Source organism: Pseudoxanthomonas mexicana (assembly GCF_046736355.1).
GTDB lineage: Bacteria > Pseudomonadota > Gammaproteobacteria > Xanthomonadales > Xanthomonadaceae > Pseudoxanthomonas_A > Pseudoxanthomonas_A mexicana_B.
The window spans coordinates 2,684,110-2,703,980 of sequence record NZ_CP157201.1 but is presented as its reverse complement, the minus strand read 5'-3'; the positions used below and the strand labels follow the sequence as shown (position 1 = coordinate 2,703,980).

Sequence of the window (19,871 nt, the reverse complement as noted above, 5' to 3'; positions counted from 1 at the left end):
TAGCGTGTTGCCTGTGTCACCCACAATCCGCAGGCCTTGCAGGCAACCCAGTGCCTCATTGCATCAACGAACCGGCCGCAGCACCAGCGTGCGTTCCGTTGCTCCGGGCAAAAACGGCGTCGGCCGCCCATGCACCCAGTCGTCGTGGCCCGCGCCCCAGTAGGGCGAGAGCGGGTGGCCGCTCTGGCCGCCGGGCATGTGGATGATGCCGTCGGCTTCGTAGCCGGGCGAGACGACCATGCGTTGCGATGCGCCGAACTTCGGGCCTTGCACGCGTGGCATCGAACCGTCGCCCGGCAGCGGTTCGGCCGGCATGCACAGGCGCGCGCGCAGCAGGGCGGGCAGGGCGTCGGCCAGCGGGTGGCAGATGCGCGCGGTGTTGCGCTCGCCCCAGGTGCGTGCGGCCAGCGGGCCTTTCCCTGCCAGGTCGTCGCGCACTTCGCGGGCGGCGTCTTCCAGCAGCGCGCTCCAGCCGTCCGCATCGCTGCACTTGGGTGCGCGTGCTTCCGCGAGCGAGGCGCATGAGTACCGGCGCGGCAGCAGGTGCGCGGGCCGCCGTTCCAGCAGCGGCCACGCCACGCCTTCCAGTTGCGGCAGGTCGGGCATGACGAAGTCCTCGCCCATTGCGGCCTGCGCCGGTGCGGTCAGGCCGTCGGCGATGCGTGCGTGCACGGCCAGCCGCCAGGCGCGCACCAGCCGGTAGCTCACCGAATCGACGCGGGCGGCGCCTTCCCAGGTGCCGCCGGCTTCGGCGAGGGCTTTCAGCGACGCATCCGCCGGTTGCCGTTTCGCCTCGTCCTGCAGCAACTGCCACCAGCGTTGCAGGAACAGCGCGCGATCGTCGAGCTGGATCGCCAGCAGATCCGGCTCGGCGAAGCGCTCCCTGGCGAACAGGCCGTCGCGGATCTGCTGTGCGCGCGCGCCCAGCGCGTAGCCGCCGTCGCCGACGCGGGCCAGCGCGTCGCCGTCGAGCACGCGGGCGTTGGCGGTCCACAGGCGCTGCTGCGGCGGATCGACGAGCTGCGGCGATACGCCGGTGGAGATGGACCACGGGTGGCAGGGTTCGCGCTGGATGGCGGGTTCGTCCGAAGCGGGCGGCGCCTCCGGGCCATCCGCGGGCAGGGGCGGACTGCCCGTGCAACCGCCCGCGCGATCCGGCAGCGGGCCGAGGATGCGCCAGGCGATGCGGCCGTTGCGATCGGCGATGACCAGGTTCTGCGCGGGCGTGGCGGTCTTGCCGGCGATGGCCAGCGCCTGGTCCAGATCGTGCGCGATCGCGAAATCGGCCAGGCCGAAGTTCAGCGCACCGCGCTGGTGGGCGACCCAGCGCAGCGCCAGCGCGTCGGCAGCGCCCGTGGCGTCGTGCATGACCGGGCCGTGCGAGGTTTCCACCACTTCGAAGGCGATGTCCTGCGCGCCGGCGACGCGGATCGTTTCCACGTGACGCTCGATGCGATCGCAAACGGCGTCCGCGGGCGCATCCTTCGCGCACGGCCGCACCGGGAACCAGTCGGCGGTGTCCGCGTAGCTGTTGGTGAAGCCCCAGGCCACGTGGCCGTTGCTGCCGACGATGATCGCCGGCAGGCCGGGCAGGCTGAAGCCCGACACGTCCACGCGGCCGCCCGGCGCGCGCGAGTCCGGATAGCGCAGGCGCACGCGGAACCAGATGTTGGGCGCGCGCAGGCCCAGGTGCATGTCGTCGGCGACGATCGCGCGGCCGTCGGCGGTCAGCGCGCCGGCCACCGCCCAGTTGTTGCTGCCGGGCGTGCCCTTGTCGGCCAGCCGCCGGTGCGTATCGGTGCGCGGCATCGGCAGCGCGCGCAGGTCCACCTGGTCGGCGGCGGGCAGCGGCGCGTCGCCGCGCGGCTGGCCCTGCAGCGGCGCGTCCCAGCTGCTGCCGTCGTGCGCCAGCAGCGCGCACAGCGCCGGCGGCAGGTGCCGGCGGATCTTCCACAGGGCCAGTTCGCGGACGTTCTGCGAATCCTGCAGGTCGAAGTACATCGCATGGCCGGCGAGCGCCGAATCGGCCATTTCCCACGGCCCGGGCTGCTGGCGCAGCAGCAGGTACGGCCAGGGCCGCGCGCGCAGCGCCTCGCGGCCGGCGTTGACGCCATCCACGTAGGCCTGGAGCTGCGGCGCGCGATCGCCGGCGAAGGCGTCCAGGTGCGCCATCGCCCTTGCGCGCATGCGGTGGACGCGCCGCTGCCTGTCCATGTCCAGGGCGGCCGGGCCGAACAGTTCGGCCAGCTCGCCGGCGGCGCTGCGACGCATCAGGTCCATCTCGAAATAGCGTTCCTGCGCGTGCACGTAGCCCAGCGCGCGCACCGCGTCGGCTTCGCCGGCCGCCTCGATGGTCACCACGCCCAGCGCGTCGCGCTGGATCGTCGCCGCGGCCTGCAGGCCGGGCAGGACGCGTTCGCCGTCCAGCGCGGGCAGGCTGCCGCGCAGCAGCGCCCAGGCGGCGAGCAGCGACAGCAGCAAGGCCACCGCCAGCAGCAGGGCGGTGCGCCGGAACCATTTCAGCATGCGGTATCCCCGGTGGCGGAACGATGGAACGGCCCGATTATTCCACGCCGTCGCGCGACTGCGATTGCGATTGATTCCGATTAGGCCACCGGGCCGGGAAATCGGGCAACATGCATGCCTTCCCCGCCGGAGCGCACGGATGAAAGGCCATCCCGAAATCGTCGAATACCTGAAGGAACTGCTGCGCGGCGAGCTGGCCGCCCGCGACCAGTACTTCATCCATTCGCGCCGCTACGAGGACCAAGGCCTGAAGTCGCTGTACCAGCGCCTGGACCACGAGATGCAGGAGGAGACCGAGCACGCCGACGCGCTGCTGCGGCGCATCCTGTTCCTGGAGGGCGACCCGGACATGCGTCCGGCCGCGTTCACCGCCGGCCGCACGGTCGAGGAGATGCTGCAGCGGGACCTGGAAGTGGAATACGAGGTGCGCGGCAACCTGGCCAGCGGCATCGCGCTGTGCGAACGCCACGGCGACTACGTCACCCGCGACATCCTGCTGGCCCAGCTCAAGGACACCGAGGAAGACCACGCGCACTGGCTGGAGCAGCAGTTGGGCCTGATCCGCCGGCTGGGCATCGAGAACTACCTGACCGCCAGGATCGGCGTGGCTTCCTCGGACGAGTGAATCCGGAACGCCGCGCCATCGGGGCGCGGCGCGATCCGCGGCCTCAATCCGCGCGCCGGTGCATCCGGTAGACCGCGGTGTGCAGCGCGGTGACGCCCTCGGCGGCGAAGCCCGGCTCGTCGGCCAGGATGTCGCGGCGCTCCAGTCCGGTTACTTCCCAGCGCCGGTCGTACAGTTCGTGCACGTGCGCCGCGTCCACCGAGAACGGCGGGCCGGCCTTTTCCGACTGCGGGTATTCCAGCGTGATCAGCAATCCCCGGCTGGCGGCCGGCAGCCGCGCGTACACCTCGTCGGCGTAGCGGCGGCGCAGGTCCCGCGGCAGCGCGATCAGCGCGGCGCGGTCGTAGACGCCGGCGCAACCGGCCAGCAGCGCATCGTCCAGGCCGAAGACGTCGCCGCAAATCAGCTCGATGCCGCCGGCGCGGTAATGGCGGCCGTTGCGCGAATCGGAAACCTCCGGCGCCAGCCGCTGTTCCTCGAAGAACTGCTGCACCGCCAGCGGCGACAGCTCCACGCCGAGCACCTGGTGGCCCTGCGCGGCCAGCCAGACCATGTCCAGCGACTTGCCCGCCAGCGGCACCAGCACGCGGCTGCCGGCCGGCAGCGCCAGTGCCGGCCAGTGCTTCTGCAACAGCGGCATCACCTCGCCGCGGTGGAAGCCGATGCGGCCCTCGCGCCAGCGTTGCAGCCAGAAGTCGGCTTCCATCAGTGCGTCTCCCTTTCGTCCTGCGCGGTGGCGGTGCGCGGGAAGCGACGTTTACTGGACATCGAGCCCATCCACCTTCTGCCACCCGCGCGGCAGCAAGCCGCCGCGGGAAGCGCGCGCGCCGACGTACTCGTCCAGGTCCTTAAACGACAGGCTCATCGTGCGCTGGCCGCTCTTGATCTGCAGCGTGCCGCCCGGCGACACCGCCGCCACCGCGACCACGCGCTCGGTGCCGAGCTTGGCCTTGGGGATGTCGATGATCTTGTTGCCCTTGCCCTTGTCCAGCTCGGGCAGGTCGCTCAGCGCGAACGCCAGCAAGTGGCCGGCGCTGGTGACCGCGACGATGCGCGCGCTGTCGGTATCGCTCACCGCCGCCGGTTGCAGCACGCGCGCGCCGGCGGTGAGGTTGAGCATCGTCTTGCCGGCCTTCTGCCGGCCGGTCAGGTTCTCGAAGCGGGTGACGAAGCCGTAGCCGTGCGAGGACGCCAGCACGAAGCGCGCATCGTTGTCGCCGCTGGCCAGCGCCTGGAAGGAGGCGCCCGGCGCGGGCGAGAAGCGGCCGGTCAGCGGCTCGCCGTTGCCGCGCGCGCTGGGAAGCGTGTGCACGGCGGTCGAATAGCTGCGGCCTTCCGAGTCCAGGAACGCCACCTGCTGGGTGCTGCGGCTGCGCACCGCCGCCAGCAGGCCGTCGCCGTCGCGGTAGGACAGCCCGGCGGCATCGACGTCGTGACCCTTGGCCGCGCGGATCCAGCCCTTCTGCGACAGCACCACGGTCATCGGCTCGGAGGCGACCAGCTCGGTCTCGTCCAGCGCCTGCGCCGCGCTGCGCTGCACCAGCGGCGAGCGGCGGGCGTCGCCGAACTTCCTGGCGTCGGCGGTGAGTTCGTCCTTGATCAGCTTCTTCAGCTTCGTCTTGGAATCGAGGATGCCGATCAGCTTCTCGCGCTCGGCCGCCAGCTCGTCCTGCTCGCCGCGAATCTTCATTTCCTCCAGCCGCGCCAACTGCTTCAGCTTGGTGTCGAGAATGTAGTCGGCCTGTTCCTCGGACAGCGCGAAGCGCGCGATCAGCGCGGCCTTCGGCTCGTCCTCGCTGCGGATGATGCGGATCACCTCGTCCAGGTTGAGATAGGCGACGAGCAAGCCGGCCAGCAGGTGCAGGCGGCGTTCGACCTTGTCCAGCCGGTGCTTGAGGCGGCGGGTCACGGTGTCGTAGCGGAAACCCAACCACTCGGTCAGCAGCGCCTTGAGGTTCTTGACCTGCGGGCGGCCGTCCAGGCCGATGATGTTCATGTTGACCCGGTAGCTCTTCTCCAGGTCGGTGGTGGCGAACAGGTGGCCCATCAGCTGCTCGGCGTCGACGCGGTTGGAGCGCGGGATCAGCACCACCCGCACCGGGTTGGCGTGATCGGACTCGTCGCGGATGTCCTCCAGCCACGGCAGCTTCTTGGCGCGCATCTGCGCGGCGATCTGCTCGATGACCTTGGACGGCGAGACCTGGTAGGGCAGCGCATCGATGACGATGTTGCCGGCCTCCTTCTTGAAGGTGGCGCGGGCGCGCACGCTGCCGTTGCCGGTCTCGTAGATCGCGCGCAGGTCGGCGGCCGGGGTGATGATCTCGGCGTCGCTGGGATAGTCGGGGCCGCGCACGTGATCGCACAGGTCGGCGACGGTGGCTTCCGGGTCGTCGATCAGGCGGATCAGCGCGCTGACGATCTCGTTGAGGTTGTGCGGCGGCACGTCGGTGGCCATGCCCACGGCGATGCCGGTGGTGCCGTTGAGCAGCAGGTGAGGCAGCCTCGCCGGCAGCCAGGTCGGCTCCTCCAGCGTGCCGTCGAAGTTGGGCGACCAGTCCACCGTGCCGTGGCCGAGCTCGCCCAGCAGCACCTCGGCGATCGGAGTCAATTTGGACTCGGTGTAGCGCATGGCCGCGAACGACTTGGGATCGTCGGTCGAGCCGAAGTTGCCCTGGCCCTCGATCAGCGGGTAGCGGTACGAGAACGGCTGCGCCATCAGCACCAGCGCCTCGTAGCAGGCGCTGTCGCCGTGCGGGTGGAACTTGCCGATGACATCGCCCACGGTACGCGCCGACTTCTTCGGCTTGGCCGCCGCGTTGAGCCCCAGCTCGCTCATCGAATAGACGATGCGGCGCTGCACCGGCTTGAGCCCGTCGCCGATGAAGGGCAGGGCGCGGTCCAGCACCACGTACATCGAATAGTCCAGGTAGGCGCGCTCGGCGTACTCGCGCAGCGGGATCTGTTCGAAGCCGTGGAAGGTGGGGCGGATCGTTTCGGTCATGGGGACGTGCAGGAACTACGGGAGCGGCGATTCTACCGTTTCCCGGTACCGTCCCCGGCTTTCAGCCGCCCGCGCCCGGCAGCAGCGGGCCGCCCAGCCACAGCCAGCGCGACAGCCAGGCCGAGGCCAGCGCGATGCCCAGGGTCAGCGGCATGCCCACGCGCAGGAAGTCGCCGAAGGTGTACTGGCCGGCGGTGAGGATCAGCAGGTTGCCGTGGTGGCCGATGGGGGTCAGGAACGAGGCCACCGCGCCCATCGCCGTGCACACCACGAACGGCACCGGGCTCAGTCCCAGTCCCTGTGCCAGCGCCAGCGCGATCGGCGCCAGCAGCACGGTGGTGGCGGCGTCGGAGAGGATCTGGGTCAGCAGCGCGGCCACCCCGAACATCACCAGCAGCAGCGCCAGCGGCGACCAGTCCGCGGCGTGCGCGAGCAGCAGGTCGGCTATCAGTCCGGCGGTGCCGGTCTTCTCCATCGCGATGCCCAGCGGGATCACCCCGGCGATCATCACGAAGATGCGCACGTCGATGGCCTGGTAGGCGCGCTCGATGTCCACGCAGCGGCTCAGCACCATCGCCACCGCGCCTGCCAGGAAGGCGATCTGCGGCGCCAGCAGTTCGGTCGCCGCCGCGGCCACCGAGGCGGCCATGATCGCCAGCGCCAGCGGCGCGCGCCGGCGCGGCTTCTCGCGGCCCTCGAACGGCATCAGCATCAGGAAGCCGTGGTGCGTGGCCAGCGGCTCGAAGTTCTGCTGGCGGCCCCACAGCACCAGCAGGTCGCCTTCCTCCAGCGTCATTTCCGACAGCTCGCCGTGCAGCCATCCCTCGCGCCGCCACAGGCCGACCACGACCACGCCGAGGTTGCGCAGGAAATCGATGTTGGCCACGCTGCGGCCGACGAACTCGGAACGCGGCGCGACCACCGCCTGCACCAGTTGTTCCTCGCCGAGCAGCTCGGTCTGGTGATCCTCGCCGGGTTGCTCGCCGTACTTGGCCACCGCGTGCAGCGCCAGGCCCGGCTCGTCCTTGATCGAGGCGATCTCGTCGGGCGAGGCGCGCACCAGCAGCACGTCGCCGGCCTCCAGTTCGCCGCCGGCGTGCTGGCGCGGCCGGCGCAGGCCGTGGCGCAGCCAGTCCACCACCTGCAGGCGCTCGTGGAAGGCCTGCTCGAACTCGCCGCGCCGGCGCCCGATCCACGGCGAGCCGGGGATGATCACCAGCTCGGTGTAATAGCGTTCCAGCTTGAGGTAATCGCCCTGCGGCGCCTCGCCGTCGCGCTTGGGCACCAGCCAGCGCGCCAGCAGCATGTACGTGGTGCCCAGCAGCACCAGCACCGCGCCGACCGGGGTGATGGCGAAGATGTCCAGGCCCGGGTCGCCCGAGCGCTTGAGCAGGTCGTTGGCCAGCAGGAAGGCCGGCGCGCTGAACAGCGTCAGCGTGGTGCCCAGCGAGGCGGCCAGCGACATCGGCATCAGCAGCCGCGAGGCGGCCAGCTTCTGCTCGCGCGCCAGCCGCATCAGGATCGGCAGCATCATCGCGGTGATCATCACGTGGTGCGAGAACGCCGCCAGCAGCGCGGTGGCCGGCATCACCACCGCGATGGTGCGCCACTCGCTGCCGCCGGCCGCGCGCGCGATGCCGGCGCCGATGCGGTCGGTGATGCCGGTGGCCGACAGCCCGGCCGACAGCACGAACACCGCCGCCACGATGATCGCCGGCTCGCTGGAGAAGCCGGCCAGCGCGTCCTTCGGGCCGAGGATGCCGGTCAGGGTCAGCGCCAGCAGCGTCAGCAGGGCGACCAGGTCGATGCGCAGCTTCTCGCTGACGAACAGCGCCAGCGCGGCGGCCAGGATGACGAGGAAGAGGATCTGTTGCGGTTCCATGCGGCAATGGTGGACCGAAGCGGCGAATCACGATAGATGCGGGCGCGCATCCGCCACGCGGGGGCGGCGCAACGGCGGCCCCCTGAAACGATGAAACCCCCGGTTTCCCGAGGGTTTTTCGATGCTCGTGCATGGTGCCCAGGAGAGGACTCGAACCTCCACGGTTTTACCCGCTAGTACCTGAAACTAGTGCGTCTACCAATTCCGCCACCTGGGCAGGGTGTGCAGGCCGCGCATTTTGGGAGTTGCCCGCGGGATTGTCAACGGCGTTTTTCGCAAGGCGCTCATCCGGGCGGGGTGTACCATCGAACGATGACCAAGAAAACCAGCGACAGCGGCGGCAAGACCGCGAAAGGAAAGGCACAGGGGCGGACGGCGGCCAGGCAGGCCGGCAAGGCGGCGGGCGCCGCCCCGGGTAGCGGCGAGCGTCCGCCGCGCAGGAAGGCGGGTGCCTCCGCGCTGCCGCCGTGGATGCCGGAACCGTCGCCGGCCCTGCCCACGCCGGTGCGCACGCCAGCGTCCGGCGGTCCGGCCCGCAAGGCCGCGCCGCCACGCCGTGGACCGGCGGCGGCGCCCGGCTTCCAGGACCCCTACGCCAGTCGCGAGGCCGAACGCTACGCCGAGCCCATCGCCAGCCGCGAGGCGATCCTGGCGCTGCTGGAGTCGGCCGAAGGGCCGCTGACCGCGGAGGAACTGGCCGCGCAACTGGACCTGACCGCACCGCACCGCGCCGAGGCGCTGGACAAGCGGTTGGCGGCGATGCAGCGCGACGGCCAACTGGTGCAGAACCGCCGCGGCGGCTTCGCGCCGGTGCGGCATACCACGCTGATCGCCGGCGTGGTGATCGCCAACCCGGACGGGTTCGGCTTCCTGCGCCCGGAGGCCGGAGGCGACGACCTGTTCCTGCCGCCGTACGAGATGCGCAAGGTCATGCACGGCGACCGCGCGCTGGCCAACGTCACCGGCATCGACCGCCGCGGCCGCCGCGAGGGCAGCATCGCGCGCGTGCTCGAGCGCCGGCTGAGCCGGCTGATCGGCCGCTTCGCGTTCGAGGCCGGCATCGCCTACGTCGTGCCGGACGACAAGCGCATCCAGCGCAACGTGCAGATCCCGCCGGATGCGATCGGCGAGGCGCGCGACGGCCAGCTCGTGGTCTGCGAACTGACCCAGGCGCCGGACGCGCGGCGCCCGCCCATCGGCCGCGTCATCGCGGTGCTGGGCGACAAGCTGACGCCGTCGCTGGTGGTGCAGACCGCCATCCACGGCCACGACATTCCCGACCAGTTCCCGCCGGAAGTGCTGGCCGAGGCGATGGCGGTGCCGCTGACGGTGGAGCCTTCGATGATCGGCGGCCGCGTCGACCTGCGCGCCACCCCGCTGGTCACCATCGACGGCGAGGACGCCAAGGACTTCGACGACGCGGTGTACTGCGAGGCCAACCGCGACGGCTTCCGGCTGGTGGTGGCGATCGCCGACGTCTCGCACTACGTGCGCCCGGGCATGCCGCTGGACGACGAGGCGCAAAAGCGCGCGACCTCGGTGTACTTCCCCGGCTTCGTCGTGCCGATGCTGCCGGAGACGCTGTCCAACGGCATCTGCTCGCTCAACCCGAAGGTCGATCGCATGTGCTTCGTCTGCGACATGCAGATCGGCCGCGACGGCGAAGTGACCGGCTCGCGCTTCTACGAGGCGGTGATGAACTCGCACGCGCGGCTGACCTACACGCAGGTGTGGCAGGCGGTCGGCGAGGACGACGAAGAGGCGCGTGCGCAGATCGGCGCGCTGCTGCCGCAGGTCGAGCGGCTGCACCAGCTCTACCAGGTGCTGGCCAAGGCGCGCGCCCGGCGCGGGGCGATCGAGTTCGAGTCGTCCGAGGTGCGCTTCGTGCTGGACAACCGCGGCGAGGTCACCCAGGCCGGCATGCTGGTGCGCAACGACGCGCACAAGCTGATCGAGGAATGCATGATCGCCGCCAACGTCGAGGCGGCGAAGTTCCTGCTGGAAAAGCGCATCCCCGCGCCGTACCGCATCCATGAGAAGCCGCCGGAGGCCAAGTACGCCGACCTGCTGGAGTTCCTGAAGGAATTCAAGCTGTCGATGCCGGCCTGGAGCAAGGTGCAGCCGCGCGACTTCACCCGCCTGCTGCAGAAGGTGCGCGAGCGCGCCGACGCCACCCTGCTGGAGTCGGTGCTGCTGCGCAGCCAGTCGTTGGCGGTGTACTCGCCGGAGAACGTCGGCCATTTCGGCCTGGCGCTGGAGAGTTACGCGCACTTCACCTCGCCGATCCGGCGCTATCCCGACCTGCTGGTGCACCGGGCGATCAAGTTCGCGCTGACCGGCCAGCGGGCGGAGAAGTACGCGTATTCGCCGCACGAGATGACCGCGCTGGCGCTGCAGTGCTCCGAGCGCGAGCGCCGCGCCGACGAGGCCGAGCGCGAGGTCGACGAGCGCTACCGCGCCGCATGGATGGAACAGCACGTCGGCGGCCAGTTCGACGGCGTGATCAGCGGGGTGACCAGCTTCGGCCTGTTCGTCGAGCTGGACCAGTCCAAGGTCAACGGGCTGGTCCACGTGACCCAGCTGCCGCACGACTACTACCACTTCGACCCGATCCGCAAGACGCTGGCCGGCGAGCGCCGCGGCCGCGAGTACCGGCTGGGCGACCGCGTGCGCATCGTCGTGCTGAAGGCCAGCCTGGAGGAGCGCAAGATCGACTTCCGGCTGGTCGAGGACAAGCAGGCCGGCGGTGCGCAGGAAAGCGCCTTCCCGCCGCCGCCGCCGCGCGGCCAGCCGGCGCGGCGCAAGAAGCAGAAATACTGACGGAGGACGCATGGCGGTCAACGAATACACCGGCGGTTGCCAGTGCGGCGCGGTGCGGTTCCGCATCCGTGGGCCGCTGGACCATGCATCGATCTGCCACTGCCGGATGTGCCAGAAGGCGTTCGGCGCGTACTACGCGCCGCTGGTGTCCACGCGCAGCGCGGAGCTGGCGTGGACGCGCGGCGAGCCGGCGCGCTTCCAGTCGTCCAACCTGGTCAGGCGCGGCTTCTGCGCGCAATGCGGCACGCCGCTGACCTACGAGGCGCCGGACGGCGTGGCGGTGGCGGCCGGGGCGTTCGACGATCCGTCGGTGGCGCCGCCGACCTTCCAGTACGGGCTGGAAGGCAAGCTGCCGTTCGTCGATGAACTGCACGCCTTGCCGAGTTCGCGCACCGAGGAGGATGAGCCGGAATACCTCGCCAGGCTGGTGTCGTTCCAGCATCCGGATCGCGATACCTAGGAGCGGGGATTCGGGATTGGGGAGTGGGGATTCGACAATCTCAGAACGGCTCTCCTTCCATTCGTCATTCCCGCGCAGGCGGAAGCGCTCTTTAACAGCCGTCAGGCTGGTCAACCCTGTGCCTTTGCTTTCAACGGCTTGAAGTCGCTGGATCCCCGCCTGCGCGGGGATGACGGCGAGTTCGGGATTGGGGATCGGAAGTTCGTGTCGTACCCTGTCCCGGCTTTACCGAATCCCCATCCCGGCTTTCAACGGACGCATGTCCGGTCATCCCCAATCCCGACCATGAGCAAACAGACCCAGTGGATCGTCGGCGTCAACGCCGTCGCGTCCTCCATCGACAACGACGCCGACCACGTGCGCGAGGTGCTGATCGAGGCCGGCAGCAAGAACCCGCGGCTGACCGAGATCGAGGAGAACGCGCGCCGCAAGGGCATCGACGTGCGCCGGGTCACCGGGCAGGCGCTGGACGGCGTCGGCGGATCGGTGCGCCACCAGGGCGTGGCCGCGCGCTACGCCGCCGCGCGTACCTGGGACGAGAACGAACTGCAGGCGCTGGTCGAGGGCGCCGAAGGCCGCGCCCTGCTGCTGGTGCTGGACGGCGTGCAGGATCCGCACAACCTCGGCGCCTGCCTGCGCAGCGCGGCCGCCGCCGGGGTCACCGCGGTGGTCATCCCCAAGGACAAGTCGGTCGGGGTCAACGCGACCGTGCGCAAGACCTCGGCCGGCGCCGCCGACCGCATCCCGGTGGTGGCGGTGACCAACCTGTCGCGCTGCCTGCGCGACCTGCAGCAGTGGGGTGTGTGGATCTACGGGCTGGCCGGCGAGGCGCAGGCTTCGCTGTACGCGCTGGACCTGCGCGGCAACGTCGCGCTGGTGCTGGGCGGCGAGGCCGACGGCCTGCGCCGGCTGACCCGCGAGCACTGCGACCAGCTGGTGAAGATTCCGATGCCGGGCGACATCGAGAGCCTGAACGTCTCGGTCGCCGCCGGGGTGACCCTGTTCGAGGCGGTGCGCCAGCGGCAGCCGTGAAGAAGGCCCGCGTCGTCCTGAAGAATCCGCCGGCACGGCCGCTATCGCAACAGTCCCCGGCAGTCGTGGGCGTTGAACGAGGGATCCCGCCCGCGGCCGCGTCGCCGGCGGCTCCCGGATGAATCTGGCCGATAATCATGCCGTTGGCGGTAACGTTGGATAGAGGAACGGCAGGCGTGTCGGAGGGCGGTGCAAGCCCGCGCGCGGGCGCGACCGGCGCCGGGGCGGATCCGCTGCGCCCGGGCGGGACAGGGGCGATGCGCCTGCGCACCGCCGCCCGATGGCTGCTGGCGGCATGGCTGCTGCTTGCCGGCGGGCCGCTGCGGGCCGCGCCGGCCGACGCGCCGCCGCCGCTGCGCGATTACGTCATCGATCGCTGGACCTCGCGCGAGGGCCTGCCGCACAACTCGCTGCGTGGGCTGGCGCAGACGCCCGACGGCTACCTGTGGCTCGCCACCTGGGAAGGGCTGGTGCGCTACAACGGGCTGGACTTCACCGTCCATGACCGTGGCAGCGTGCCGGCGCTGCCGGACAACGGCGTCGGCACGCTGTACGTGGACCCCGCCGGCGCGCTGTGGCTGAGCGACTCGCGCGGCAACCTGGGCCGGCACACGCCCGACGGCCGCTGGCGCTTCTGGAACAGCGGCGGCGCATGGCCGCAGGCGCTGATCCATGCGATGACGATGGACCGGCAGGGCCGCCTGTGGCTGTTGTTCGAGGGCCGCGGCCTGGGCTGCCTGCATCCGGACGGTCGCTTCGAGTACGCCGAACCTTCCGGCGGGGCGCCGCTGCGCTCCAGTTTCCCCAAGATGGCGGTCGATGCGAGCGACCGCATCTGGATCGGCGGCCTGGAGGGGCTGATCTACCGCGACGTCGACGGCCGCTTCCACCGCGCGCCGGAGGTGTTCGGGCTGCCACCGGGCCTGGCCTGGCCGTACCGCGCGCCGGACGGGACGGTGTGGTTCGTCGTCGGCGAGCGCCTGTACCGGCTGCGCGGCGACCGCGCCGAGCAGGTGCGGGAAATCCCCGGCCAGGGCCATTTCACCGCGATGCTGCAGGATCGCCGCGGCGACCTGTGGCTGGGCAGCGAGAACCGCGGGCTGCTGCGCATCGGCCCGCACGGCGTGGAATACCCGCCGGCCGGCGAGGTGCAGCCGCCGGGCCGCATCGTCAACCTGCTGGAGGACGCCGAGGGCAGCATCTGGGTCGGCGCCAACGGCGGCCTGTTCCGCCTGCGCGAGACGCTGTTCAGCAGCTACACCAAGCGCGACGGCCTCGGCGGCGACTACGTGCGCGCCTTGCTGGAGGACCGCCGCGGCGAGCTGTGGATCGGCGGCGCCAACGGCCTGGACCGGCTGCCCGCCGACGGCCCCGCCGCGCCGGTGTCGCTGCGGCCCGGCCCTCCGCTGTCGCTGTTGAGCCTGGCCGAGACCGCCGACGGCGACCTGTGGGCCGGCAGCTACGGCGAAGGCGTGTTCCAGTTGCGCGACGGCCGCCTGCTGCGCCGCTACGGCCAGGCCGATGGCCTGCCGGCCGGGCATGTGCGCGCGATCGTGCCGGCCGCCGGCGGCGGTGTCTGGGTCGGCACCCAGCATGGACCGGTGCGGATCGCGCAGGGGCGCGTGCAGCCGCGCGAGGACGGCCTGCCGCGGGCGCTGGTCACCGCGCTGGCCAGCATCGACGGTGAACTGTGGATGGGTTCGGTGGAAGGGGCCAGCGTGCTGCGCGACGGCGTGGTGCGCAGGATCCCGCTGGAAAGCCTCAGCGGCGCGCGCAGCGTGTTCGGCTTCCAGCGCATCGGCGGCGACATGTGGATCGCCACCGATCGCGGCCTCTACCGCGAGCGCGCGGGCCAACTGGCGCGGGTGGGGCTGGAGCAGGGGCTGCCGGTGGACACCGTGTTCCAGATCGTCGCCGACCGCATCGGCAACGCCTGGATCAGCAGCAACCGCGGCGTGCTGCGCGCGGGCATGGCCGACCTGCACGCGGTGGCCGACGGCCGGCTGGCGCGATTGCAGGTGGATCGCTACGACGAGACCGACGGCATGCCCAGCGCGCAGGGCAACGGCAGTTCCGCGCCGTCGATGATCCTGCGCCGCGACGGCAGCGTGTGGCTGGTGACCGCCGGCGGCGTGGCCACCGTCGATCCGTCGCGCTGGCGCAGCATGGCCGGCCGCCTGCCGCCGCCGGCGGTGATCGAGAACGTGGCGCTGGACGGACGCCCGCTGGCCTGGCGCCAGTTGCCGCCGCAGGCGCGGCTGCCCGGCGGCCGGCGCGTGTCGGTGTCGTACACGGGCCTGAGCTACCTGCTGCCCGAGCGCATCCGCTACCGCACCCGCCTGGAAGGCGTGGACGAGCACTGGATCGAACGCGGCTCCCAGCGCAGCGTGGATTACATCGGCCTGCCGCCGGGCGACTACACGCTGCGCGTGGCCGCCGCCCATCCCGGCGGCCCTTGGGGCGCCCGCGAGGCGACCTGGCGGTTCTCGATCGCGCCGCTGTGGTGGCAGCGTACTTCCACTTGGATCGCCGCCGCGCTATTGCTGGCGCTGGCGCTGGGCGTGCTGTACCGCTTGCGGACCCGGCGCTACCGGCGCCGGGCCGAGCGCCTGGAGCGCCGGGTGGCCGAACGCACGCAGCGGCTGCGCCAGCAGACCGAACAACTGATGCGGGCCGACCAGGAAAAGAGCCGGCTGCTGGAGCAGCTGCGCGAGCAGGCGCAGGCGTTCGAGCGGCAGGCGCACGAGGACGCACTGACCGGGCTGCCCAACCGCCGCCACTTCGACGAGGTGATGCTGCGCGAGCATGCGCGCGCGCGCCGCAGCGGCCGCCCGCTGTGCCTGATGATCCTGGATCTCGATCACTTCAAGATGATCAACGACGGCCACTCGCACGCCGTCGGCGACCTGGTGCTGCGCGAGGTCGGGCGGATGCTGGCTTCGGCCTGCCGCGCCTCCGATTTCGCCGCGCGCGTGGGTGGCGAGGAATTCGCGATGGTGCTGGCCGATACCGCGCTGGCCGACGCGCTGGCGGTCGGCGCGCGGCTGCGCGGGCTGTTCGCCTCGCAGCAGGACTGGGGCGGCATCGCCGGCCTGAAGGTGACCTTCAGCGCCGGCCTGGTGCAGTTGCGCGACGCCGACGCCACGCCTGCTGAGATGATGCAGCGGGCGGACGAGGCGCTCTATCGCGCCAAGAGTTCCGGCCGCGATCGCGTCTGCACCGAAGCGGCCACGGACGGCAGCGCCTAGGAGGTACAGGCATGGCGGCTGGCATCCACGCGCTTTTCGCGCCCCGCGCTTTAGATTGGCAAGCGCCGGCCGATTCTTTCAGAACGAGTCGCCGGGACGGGAAGCCGCCGGTTTGCTTCCCGCTTGCAGAGCGATGGAGCAACACTCCGGCACCTTGATCCCGGGAGGGAAGGATCATGCAGGGATTCGACAGCGAATTCGTTTTCGCAGCCGAGGACAACGACGCTCCGCCCGTCGACAACGCACGGCCGCTGATCGTGCTCAGCGTGGACGACGATTCCGCCTTCCAGCAGTCGTTGCGGATGGCCCTGTCCAGCTACCGCTTCCACGATCAGCGGGTGCAGCTGCTGACCGCCGGCTCGGCGACCGAGGCGGCCCGCATCCTGGCCGAAACGCCGGAGATCGCGCTGGTCCTGCTCGACGTGGTGATGGAGACCGACGACGCCGGCCTGCGCCTGGTGCGCAGCGTGCGCGAGGTGCTCGGCAACGCCGAGGTGCGCATCGTGCTGGTGACCGGCCAGCCCGGCATGGCGCCGATGAAGCAGACGCTGGAACGGCTGGACATCAGCGACTACTGGCTCAAGACCGAGCTGCACCGCGAGCGCCTGCACGGCATCCTCACCGCCAGCCTGCGCACCTGGCAGGAGATCCGCGCGCTGGCCCGCGCCAAGCGCGGCCTGCAACTGGTGGTGGAGGCCAGCAACAGCCTGGCGCGGACCAAGAACCTGCGCGACTTCTCCCAGCGCGTGATCCACGAGATGTCGCGCCTGCTCGGCGTGGCGCCGGACGGGCTGGTGTGCGTGCAGGCCGACGCCGACAGCCCGTTGGCCGCGCGGCTGATCGGGGTGGCCGGCCGCTTCGCGCCGCTGGCGATGCAGTCGCTGCGCCACATCGACGACGCGCGCATCCGCGACATGCTGCTGGACGCGCTGGAGAACCGCTCCGCGGTCGAGGCCGAGTGCAGCCAGGTGCTGTTCTTCGAGGGCGCCGAGCACGTCCCGCCGGTGGCCGTCTACCTGGCCACCGCGCGCACGCTGGACGAGACCGAGCGCGAGCTGCTGCGCGTGTTCGCCACCAATGCCAACACCGGCCTGATCAACGTCGCGCTGGCCAGCCGCCTGGACCAGATGGCCTACGAGGACGCGCTGCTGGCCATCCCCAATGCCAACGCGCTGCAGCGCGCGCTGGATTCGGTGCTGGAGATCGCCGGCCCGCGCGATCGCGCGCTACTGCTGTTCGAACTGGAGCAGTACGCGCAGAGCAGCCTGGCGCTGGGCATCGAGCAGGGCGCGCTGCTGCTGCGCCGGATGGCCGATCGACTGCGCCAGGTGTTCCCGCCGCCGTGCCTGGTCGCGCGCATGCACGAGGGCATCTTCGCCGTGCTCGGCCCCGCGGCGATGCTGACCGACACGCGCGTGCAGCGGGTGGAGGACGAGGACGCCACCGGCGCGGCGCCGCTGATCGGCATCGTCGCGGCGCGGCTGGACCTGGACGGCTACGAGGGCAGCCCGCGCCGGGCGATGGCCTCGGGCCTGCTGCTGCTCAAGCGCGCGCGCCAGAGCGGCGCCGGCCGCATGCTGGAATACACCCGCGAGCACGAGCGCGAGAGCCAGCAGAGCCTGCTGCTGTCGCACCGCCTGCACCAGGCGCTGCAGGCCGGCGGCATCCATATCGTGCTGCAGGCGCAGTTCGAGCTGGCCAGCGGCCGCATCGTCGGCGCCGAGGTGCTGGCGCGCTGGCACGACGCCGGCGAGGACATCCCGCCGGCGCGCTTCATCCCGGTGGCCGAGGCGACCGGCATGATCGTGCCGCTGGGCAGGCAGGTGATCGAACATGCCTGCCGCGCGCTGGCGCGGCTGGATGCCGAGGGCTTCCCGGATCTGCCGGTGGCGGTGAACGTGTCGCCGCTGCAATTGCAGCGGCGCGAGTTCGCCGACGAGCTGATGGCGGCGGTCGCCCGCCACGGCGTGCGCCCGCAGCGGCTGGAACTGGAGATCACCGAGTCGGTGGTGATGGAGGATCTGCAGGCCAACCGCGAGGTGCTGGGGCGGCTGCGGCAGGCCGGGTTCCCGATCGCGGTGGACGATTTCGGCACCGGCTATTCGTCGCTGCGCTACGTGCACTGGCTGCCGATCACCACGCTCAAGCTGGATCGCAGTTTCATCGAGCAGATCGGCCGGATCGAGGACCAGCGCAGCAGCGCCGACATGATCATCACCCTGGGCCGGCGGCTGGGCCTGCGCGTGCTGGCCGAGGGCGTGGAGACCGCCGAGCAGGCGGACTGGCTGGCCAGCCGCCGCTGCCACAGCGCGCAGGGCTACCACTTCGCCCGGCCCGAGCCGCTGGATGCGTTGATCCGGCGGCTGCGCGGATGAAGGCCGCCGCCTTCTTCGGCGGCTGGCGCGGCTCGCTGCCGGCGTTGCGGCGGCACTGGCGGCGGCTGCTGCCGCAGGCGCTGCCGTGGGCGGCCTGGCTGCTGGTCGGCATCCCGCTGCTGTGGTGGGAAGTGGGCGAGGCGGTGCAGGCGCCGCTGCGGCAGGCGCGCGCCGCGGTGGTGGCCGACGCGGTGCAGCACCTGCAGCGCCTGCTCGACCGGCTGGGCAAGGACGTGGTGTTCCTGGCCGACCTGCCGGCCCGGTTCCCGCCGCAGCCGGGCCCGGCCGAACCGATGGACACGCCGCTGGCGATCACCTTCCTGAGCTTTTCCGACCGCACCCAGGGCTACAGCAAGGTGCGCTGGCTGGATCGCCACGGCCACGAGCGCCTGCGCGTCAACAACGACGGCGCCGCCGTGCTGGTGCCGCCGGAGCAGTTGCAGGACAAGTCCGAGCGCCCGTTCCACACCGAGGCGGTCGGCCTCGGGCCGAGGCAGGTCTACCTGTCGGCGCTGGATCTCAACGTCGAGAACGACGTGATCGAGCAGCCGCTGCGGCCGATGCTGCGCGCCGCCTCGCCGGTGCTGGTCGATGGTGAGCGCATCGGCGTGGTCGTGATCAACCTGGAGATGCGGCCGGTGATCGAGCGCCTGCGCGCGAACGCGGAAGCGAAGGGGTTCTCGCTCTACCTGGTCAATCCCGAGGGCTACTGGATCGCCGGCGAGGCGGCGGCCGACGAATGGGGCTGGCAATTGGGCCTGCCCGATCGATCGCTGGCGCGGCAGCAGCCGGGACTGTGGCGCGCCATGCGCGGCGCGGACCAGGGCGAATGGAAGGACTGGACCTTCTCCAGCCTGCGCGGCCGTGGAGCCGACCCGGCTTCCGGAGCGGACGTGTGGGACGTGCGCGTGCTGGCGCGGCGCTCCGAGGCCAATGGCGGCGCATGGCGCTGGAAGGCGGCGCTGGTCCTGGTCAGCCTGGCCAGTGCGTGGATCGCATTGGGCGCGGTGCTGGGCGCGGCGCGCAGCATGGCGGCCGAGGCCGATTTCATCGACGAACTGCGCGAGGCCAACCGCGCCCTGACCGAGAGCAACGAACGGCTGGGCGCGATGCAGGCGGAACTGGCCCGCGCCGAGCGCCTGTCGTCGCTGGGGTTGATGGTGGCCGGCGTCGCCCACGAGATGAACACCCCGCTGGGCAGCGCGCTGCTGGCATTGAGCAACGTCCGCGGCGACCTGGCGCTGTTGCGCGAGCGGATGGAGGCCGGCCTGCAACGCTCGCAGCTGGCGTCCTTCGTGGCCGAGACCGATGCGGCGATCGCGCTGGCCACGCGCGAGCTGCAGCGCAGCGCGGCGCTGCTGCAACGCTTCAAGCAGGTGGCGGTGGACCGGACCTCGCTGCAACGCCGGCGCTTCGACCTGCGCGAGGCGATCCTGGACGCGGATCCGCGCCTGCGCCGCGGCGACCTCGGCGGGCGCATCGTGCTGGAACTGGATCTGCAGCCGGGCCTGGAGATGGACAGCTACCCCGGCCCGCTGGAGCAGGTGATTTCCAACCTGCTGGCCAACGCGCTGATCCACGGCCATGCGCCGGACGCGGCCAGCGTGATCCGCATCGAAGGCCATGCCGAAGGCCCCGATCACGTCGTCGTCGCCGTGTCCGACGATGGCGCCGGCGTGGCCAGCCAGGACCTGCCGCGGATATTCGAGCCCTTCTACACCACCCGCCGGCACGCGGGCGGCAACGGCCTGGGGCTGCACATCGTCCACCAGATCGTGGTGGAGGTGCTGGGCGGGAGCATCCGGGTGGAGAGCGAGGCGATCGCCGACGGCGCCGAGCCGGGCCGGCACGGCACCCGTTTCACGCTGCGCATCCCGCGCCGGGGGCCGGCGCAGTGAGCCG

At 71.3% G+C, this 19,871-nt stretch carries 11 protein-coding genes and 1 tRNA gene; 7 read left to right on the top strand and 5 right to left on the bottom strand.

Features of this window, described 5'->3' with window-relative positions; genetic code table 11:
- Nucleotides 1-63: 63 nt before the first annotated feature.
- Nucleotides 64-2,526, bottom strand: a complete 2,463-nt coding sequence (locus AAG688_RS12410) for a penicillin acylase family protein (RefSeq protein ID WP_411832554.1) — start codon at nt 2,524-2,526, stop codon at nt 64-66.
- Between the two features lie 139 nt (nt 2,527-2,665).
- On the opposite strand from AAG688_RS12410, the gene bfr reads away from it, so the two are divergent.
- Nucleotides 2,666-3,151 carry a bacterioferritin gene (gene bfr / locus AAG688_RS12405; protein ID WP_411832553.1) on the top strand — a complete coding sequence of 162 codons (486 nt, stop codon included), beginning with the start codon at nt 2,666-2,668 and terminating at the stop codon, nt 3,149-3,151.
- Nucleotides 3,152-3,194: 43 nt separating this feature from the next.
- Here the strand turns inward: bfr and AAG688_RS12400 are convergent, their stop codons facing one another.
- The 4 genes from AAG688_RS12400 to AAG688_RS12385 all read right to left on the bottom strand — a co-directional run bounded on the left by AAG688_RS12400 (nt 3,195) and on the right by AAG688_RS12385 (nt 8,251).
- The gene (locus AAG688_RS12400) at nt 3,195-3,857 is read right to left on the bottom strand and encodes a thiopurine S-methyltransferase (RefSeq protein ID WP_411832552.1); all 663 of its coding nucleotides are present in this window, start codon (nt 3,855-3,857) and stop codon (nt 3,195-3,197) included.
- Nucleotides 3,858-3,908: 51 nt separating this feature from the next.
- The gene (gene parC / locus AAG688_RS12395; RefSeq protein ID WP_411832551.1) at nt 3,909-6,152 is read right to left on the bottom strand and encodes a DNA topoisomerase IV subunit A; all 2,244 of its coding nucleotides are present in this window, start codon (nt 6,150-6,152) and stop codon (nt 3,909-3,911) included.
- A gap of 61 nt (nt 6,153-6,213) precedes the next feature.
- The gene (locus AAG688_RS12390) at nt 6,214-8,034 is read right to left on the bottom strand and encodes an SLC13 family permease (RefSeq protein WP_411832550.1); all 1,821 of its coding nucleotides are present in this window, start codon (nt 8,032-8,034) and stop codon (nt 6,214-6,216) included.
- Between the two features lie 132 nt (nt 8,035-8,166).
- A tRNA-Leu gene (locus tag AAG688_RS12385) sits at nt 8,167-8,251 on the bottom strand.
- Between the two features lie 95 nt (nt 8,252-8,346).
- Here AAG688_RS12385 and rnr point away from each other — a divergent pair.
- The 6 genes from rnr to AAG688_RS12355 all read left to right on the top strand — a co-directional run bounded on the left by rnr (nt 8,347) and on the right by AAG688_RS12355 (nt 19,867).
- Complete coding sequence (rnr, locus tag AAG688_RS12380; protein ID WP_411832549.1) at nt 8,347-10,854, top strand: ribonuclease R; 2,508 nt, start codon at nt 8,347-8,349, stop codon at nt 10,852-10,854.
- Between the two features lie 10 nt (nt 10,855-10,864).
- Complete coding sequence (locus AAG688_RS12375) at nt 10,865-11,314, top strand: GFA family protein (RefSeq protein ID WP_411832548.1); 450 nt, start codon at nt 10,865-10,867, stop codon at nt 11,312-11,314.
- Nucleotides 11,315-11,599: 285 nt separating this feature from the next.
- Nucleotides 11,600-12,346 (top strand): 23S rRNA (guanosine(2251)-2'-O)-methyltransferase RlmB, encoded by a 747-nt coding sequence (gene rlmB, locus AAG688_RS12370; protein ID WP_411832547.1) that lies wholly within the window; start codon nt 11,600-11,602, stop codon nt 12,344-12,346.
- A gap of 257 nt (nt 12,347-12,603) precedes the next feature.
- Entirely contained in the window at nt 12,604-15,594 is a 2,991-nt protein-coding gene (locus tag AAG688_RS12365) for a diguanylate cyclase (protein WP_411832546.1), read from the top strand.
- Nucleotides 15,595-15,770: 176 nt separating this feature from the next.
- Nucleotides 15,771-17,969, top strand: coding sequence for an EAL domain-containing protein (locus AAG688_RS12360; RefSeq protein ID WP_411832545.1), 2,199 nt, complete (start codon nt 15,771-15,773; stop codon nt 17,967-17,969).
- Nucleotides 17,966-19,867 (top strand): ATP-binding protein, encoded by a 1,902-nt coding sequence (locus AAG688_RS12355; RefSeq protein WP_411832544.1) that lies wholly within the window; start codon nt 17,966-17,968, stop codon nt 19,865-19,867. Before AAG688_RS12360 ends, AAG688_RS12355 begins: the two co-directional genes overlap by 4 nt.
- The last annotated feature ends 4 nt before the right edge of the window (nt 19,868-19,871 follow it).

Bases quoted from the DNA above. Each gene is read 5' to 3' on its own strand.
- AAG688_RS12410 (WP_411832554.1), bottom strand. From the start codon at position 2,526: ATGCTGAAATGGTTCCGGCGCACCGCCCTGCTGCTGGCGGTGGCCTTG.
- bfr (WP_411832553.1), top strand. From the start codon at position 2,666: ATGAAAGGCCATCCCGAAATCGTCGAATACCTGAAGGAACTGCTGCGC.
- AAG688_RS12400 (WP_411832552.1), bottom strand. From the start codon at position 3,857: ATGGAAGCCGACTTCTGGCTGCAACGCTGGCGCGAGGGCCGCATCGGC.
- parC (WP_411832551.1), bottom strand. From the start codon at position 6,152: ATGACCGAAACGATCCGCCCCACCTTCCACGGCTTCGAACAGATCCCG.
- AAG688_RS12390 (WP_411832550.1), bottom strand. From the start codon at position 8,034: ATGGAACCGCAACAGATCCTCTTCCTCGTCATCCTGGCCGCCGCGCTG.
- rnr (WP_411832549.1), top strand. From the start codon at position 8,347: ATGACCAAGAAAACCAGCGACAGCGGCGGCAAGACCGCGAAAGGAAAG.
- AAG688_RS12375 (WP_411832548.1), top strand. From the start codon at position 10,865: ATGGCGGTCAACGAATACACCGGCGGTTGCCAGTGCGGCGCGGTGCGG.
- rlmB (WP_411832547.1), top strand. From the start codon at position 11,600: ATGAGCAAACAGACCCAGTGGATCGTCGGCGTCAACGCCGTCGCGTCC.
- AAG688_RS12365 (WP_411832546.1), top strand. From the start codon at position 12,604: ATGCGCCTGCGCACCGCCGCCCGATGGCTGCTGGCGGCATGGCTGCTG.
- AAG688_RS12360 (WP_411832545.1), top strand. From the start codon at position 15,771: ATGCAGGGATTCGACAGCGAATTCGTTTTCGCAGCCGAGGACAACGAC.
- AAG688_RS12355 (WP_411832544.1), top strand. From the start codon at position 17,966: ATGAAGGCCGCCGCCTTCTTCGGCGGCTGGCGCGGCTCGCTGCCGGCG.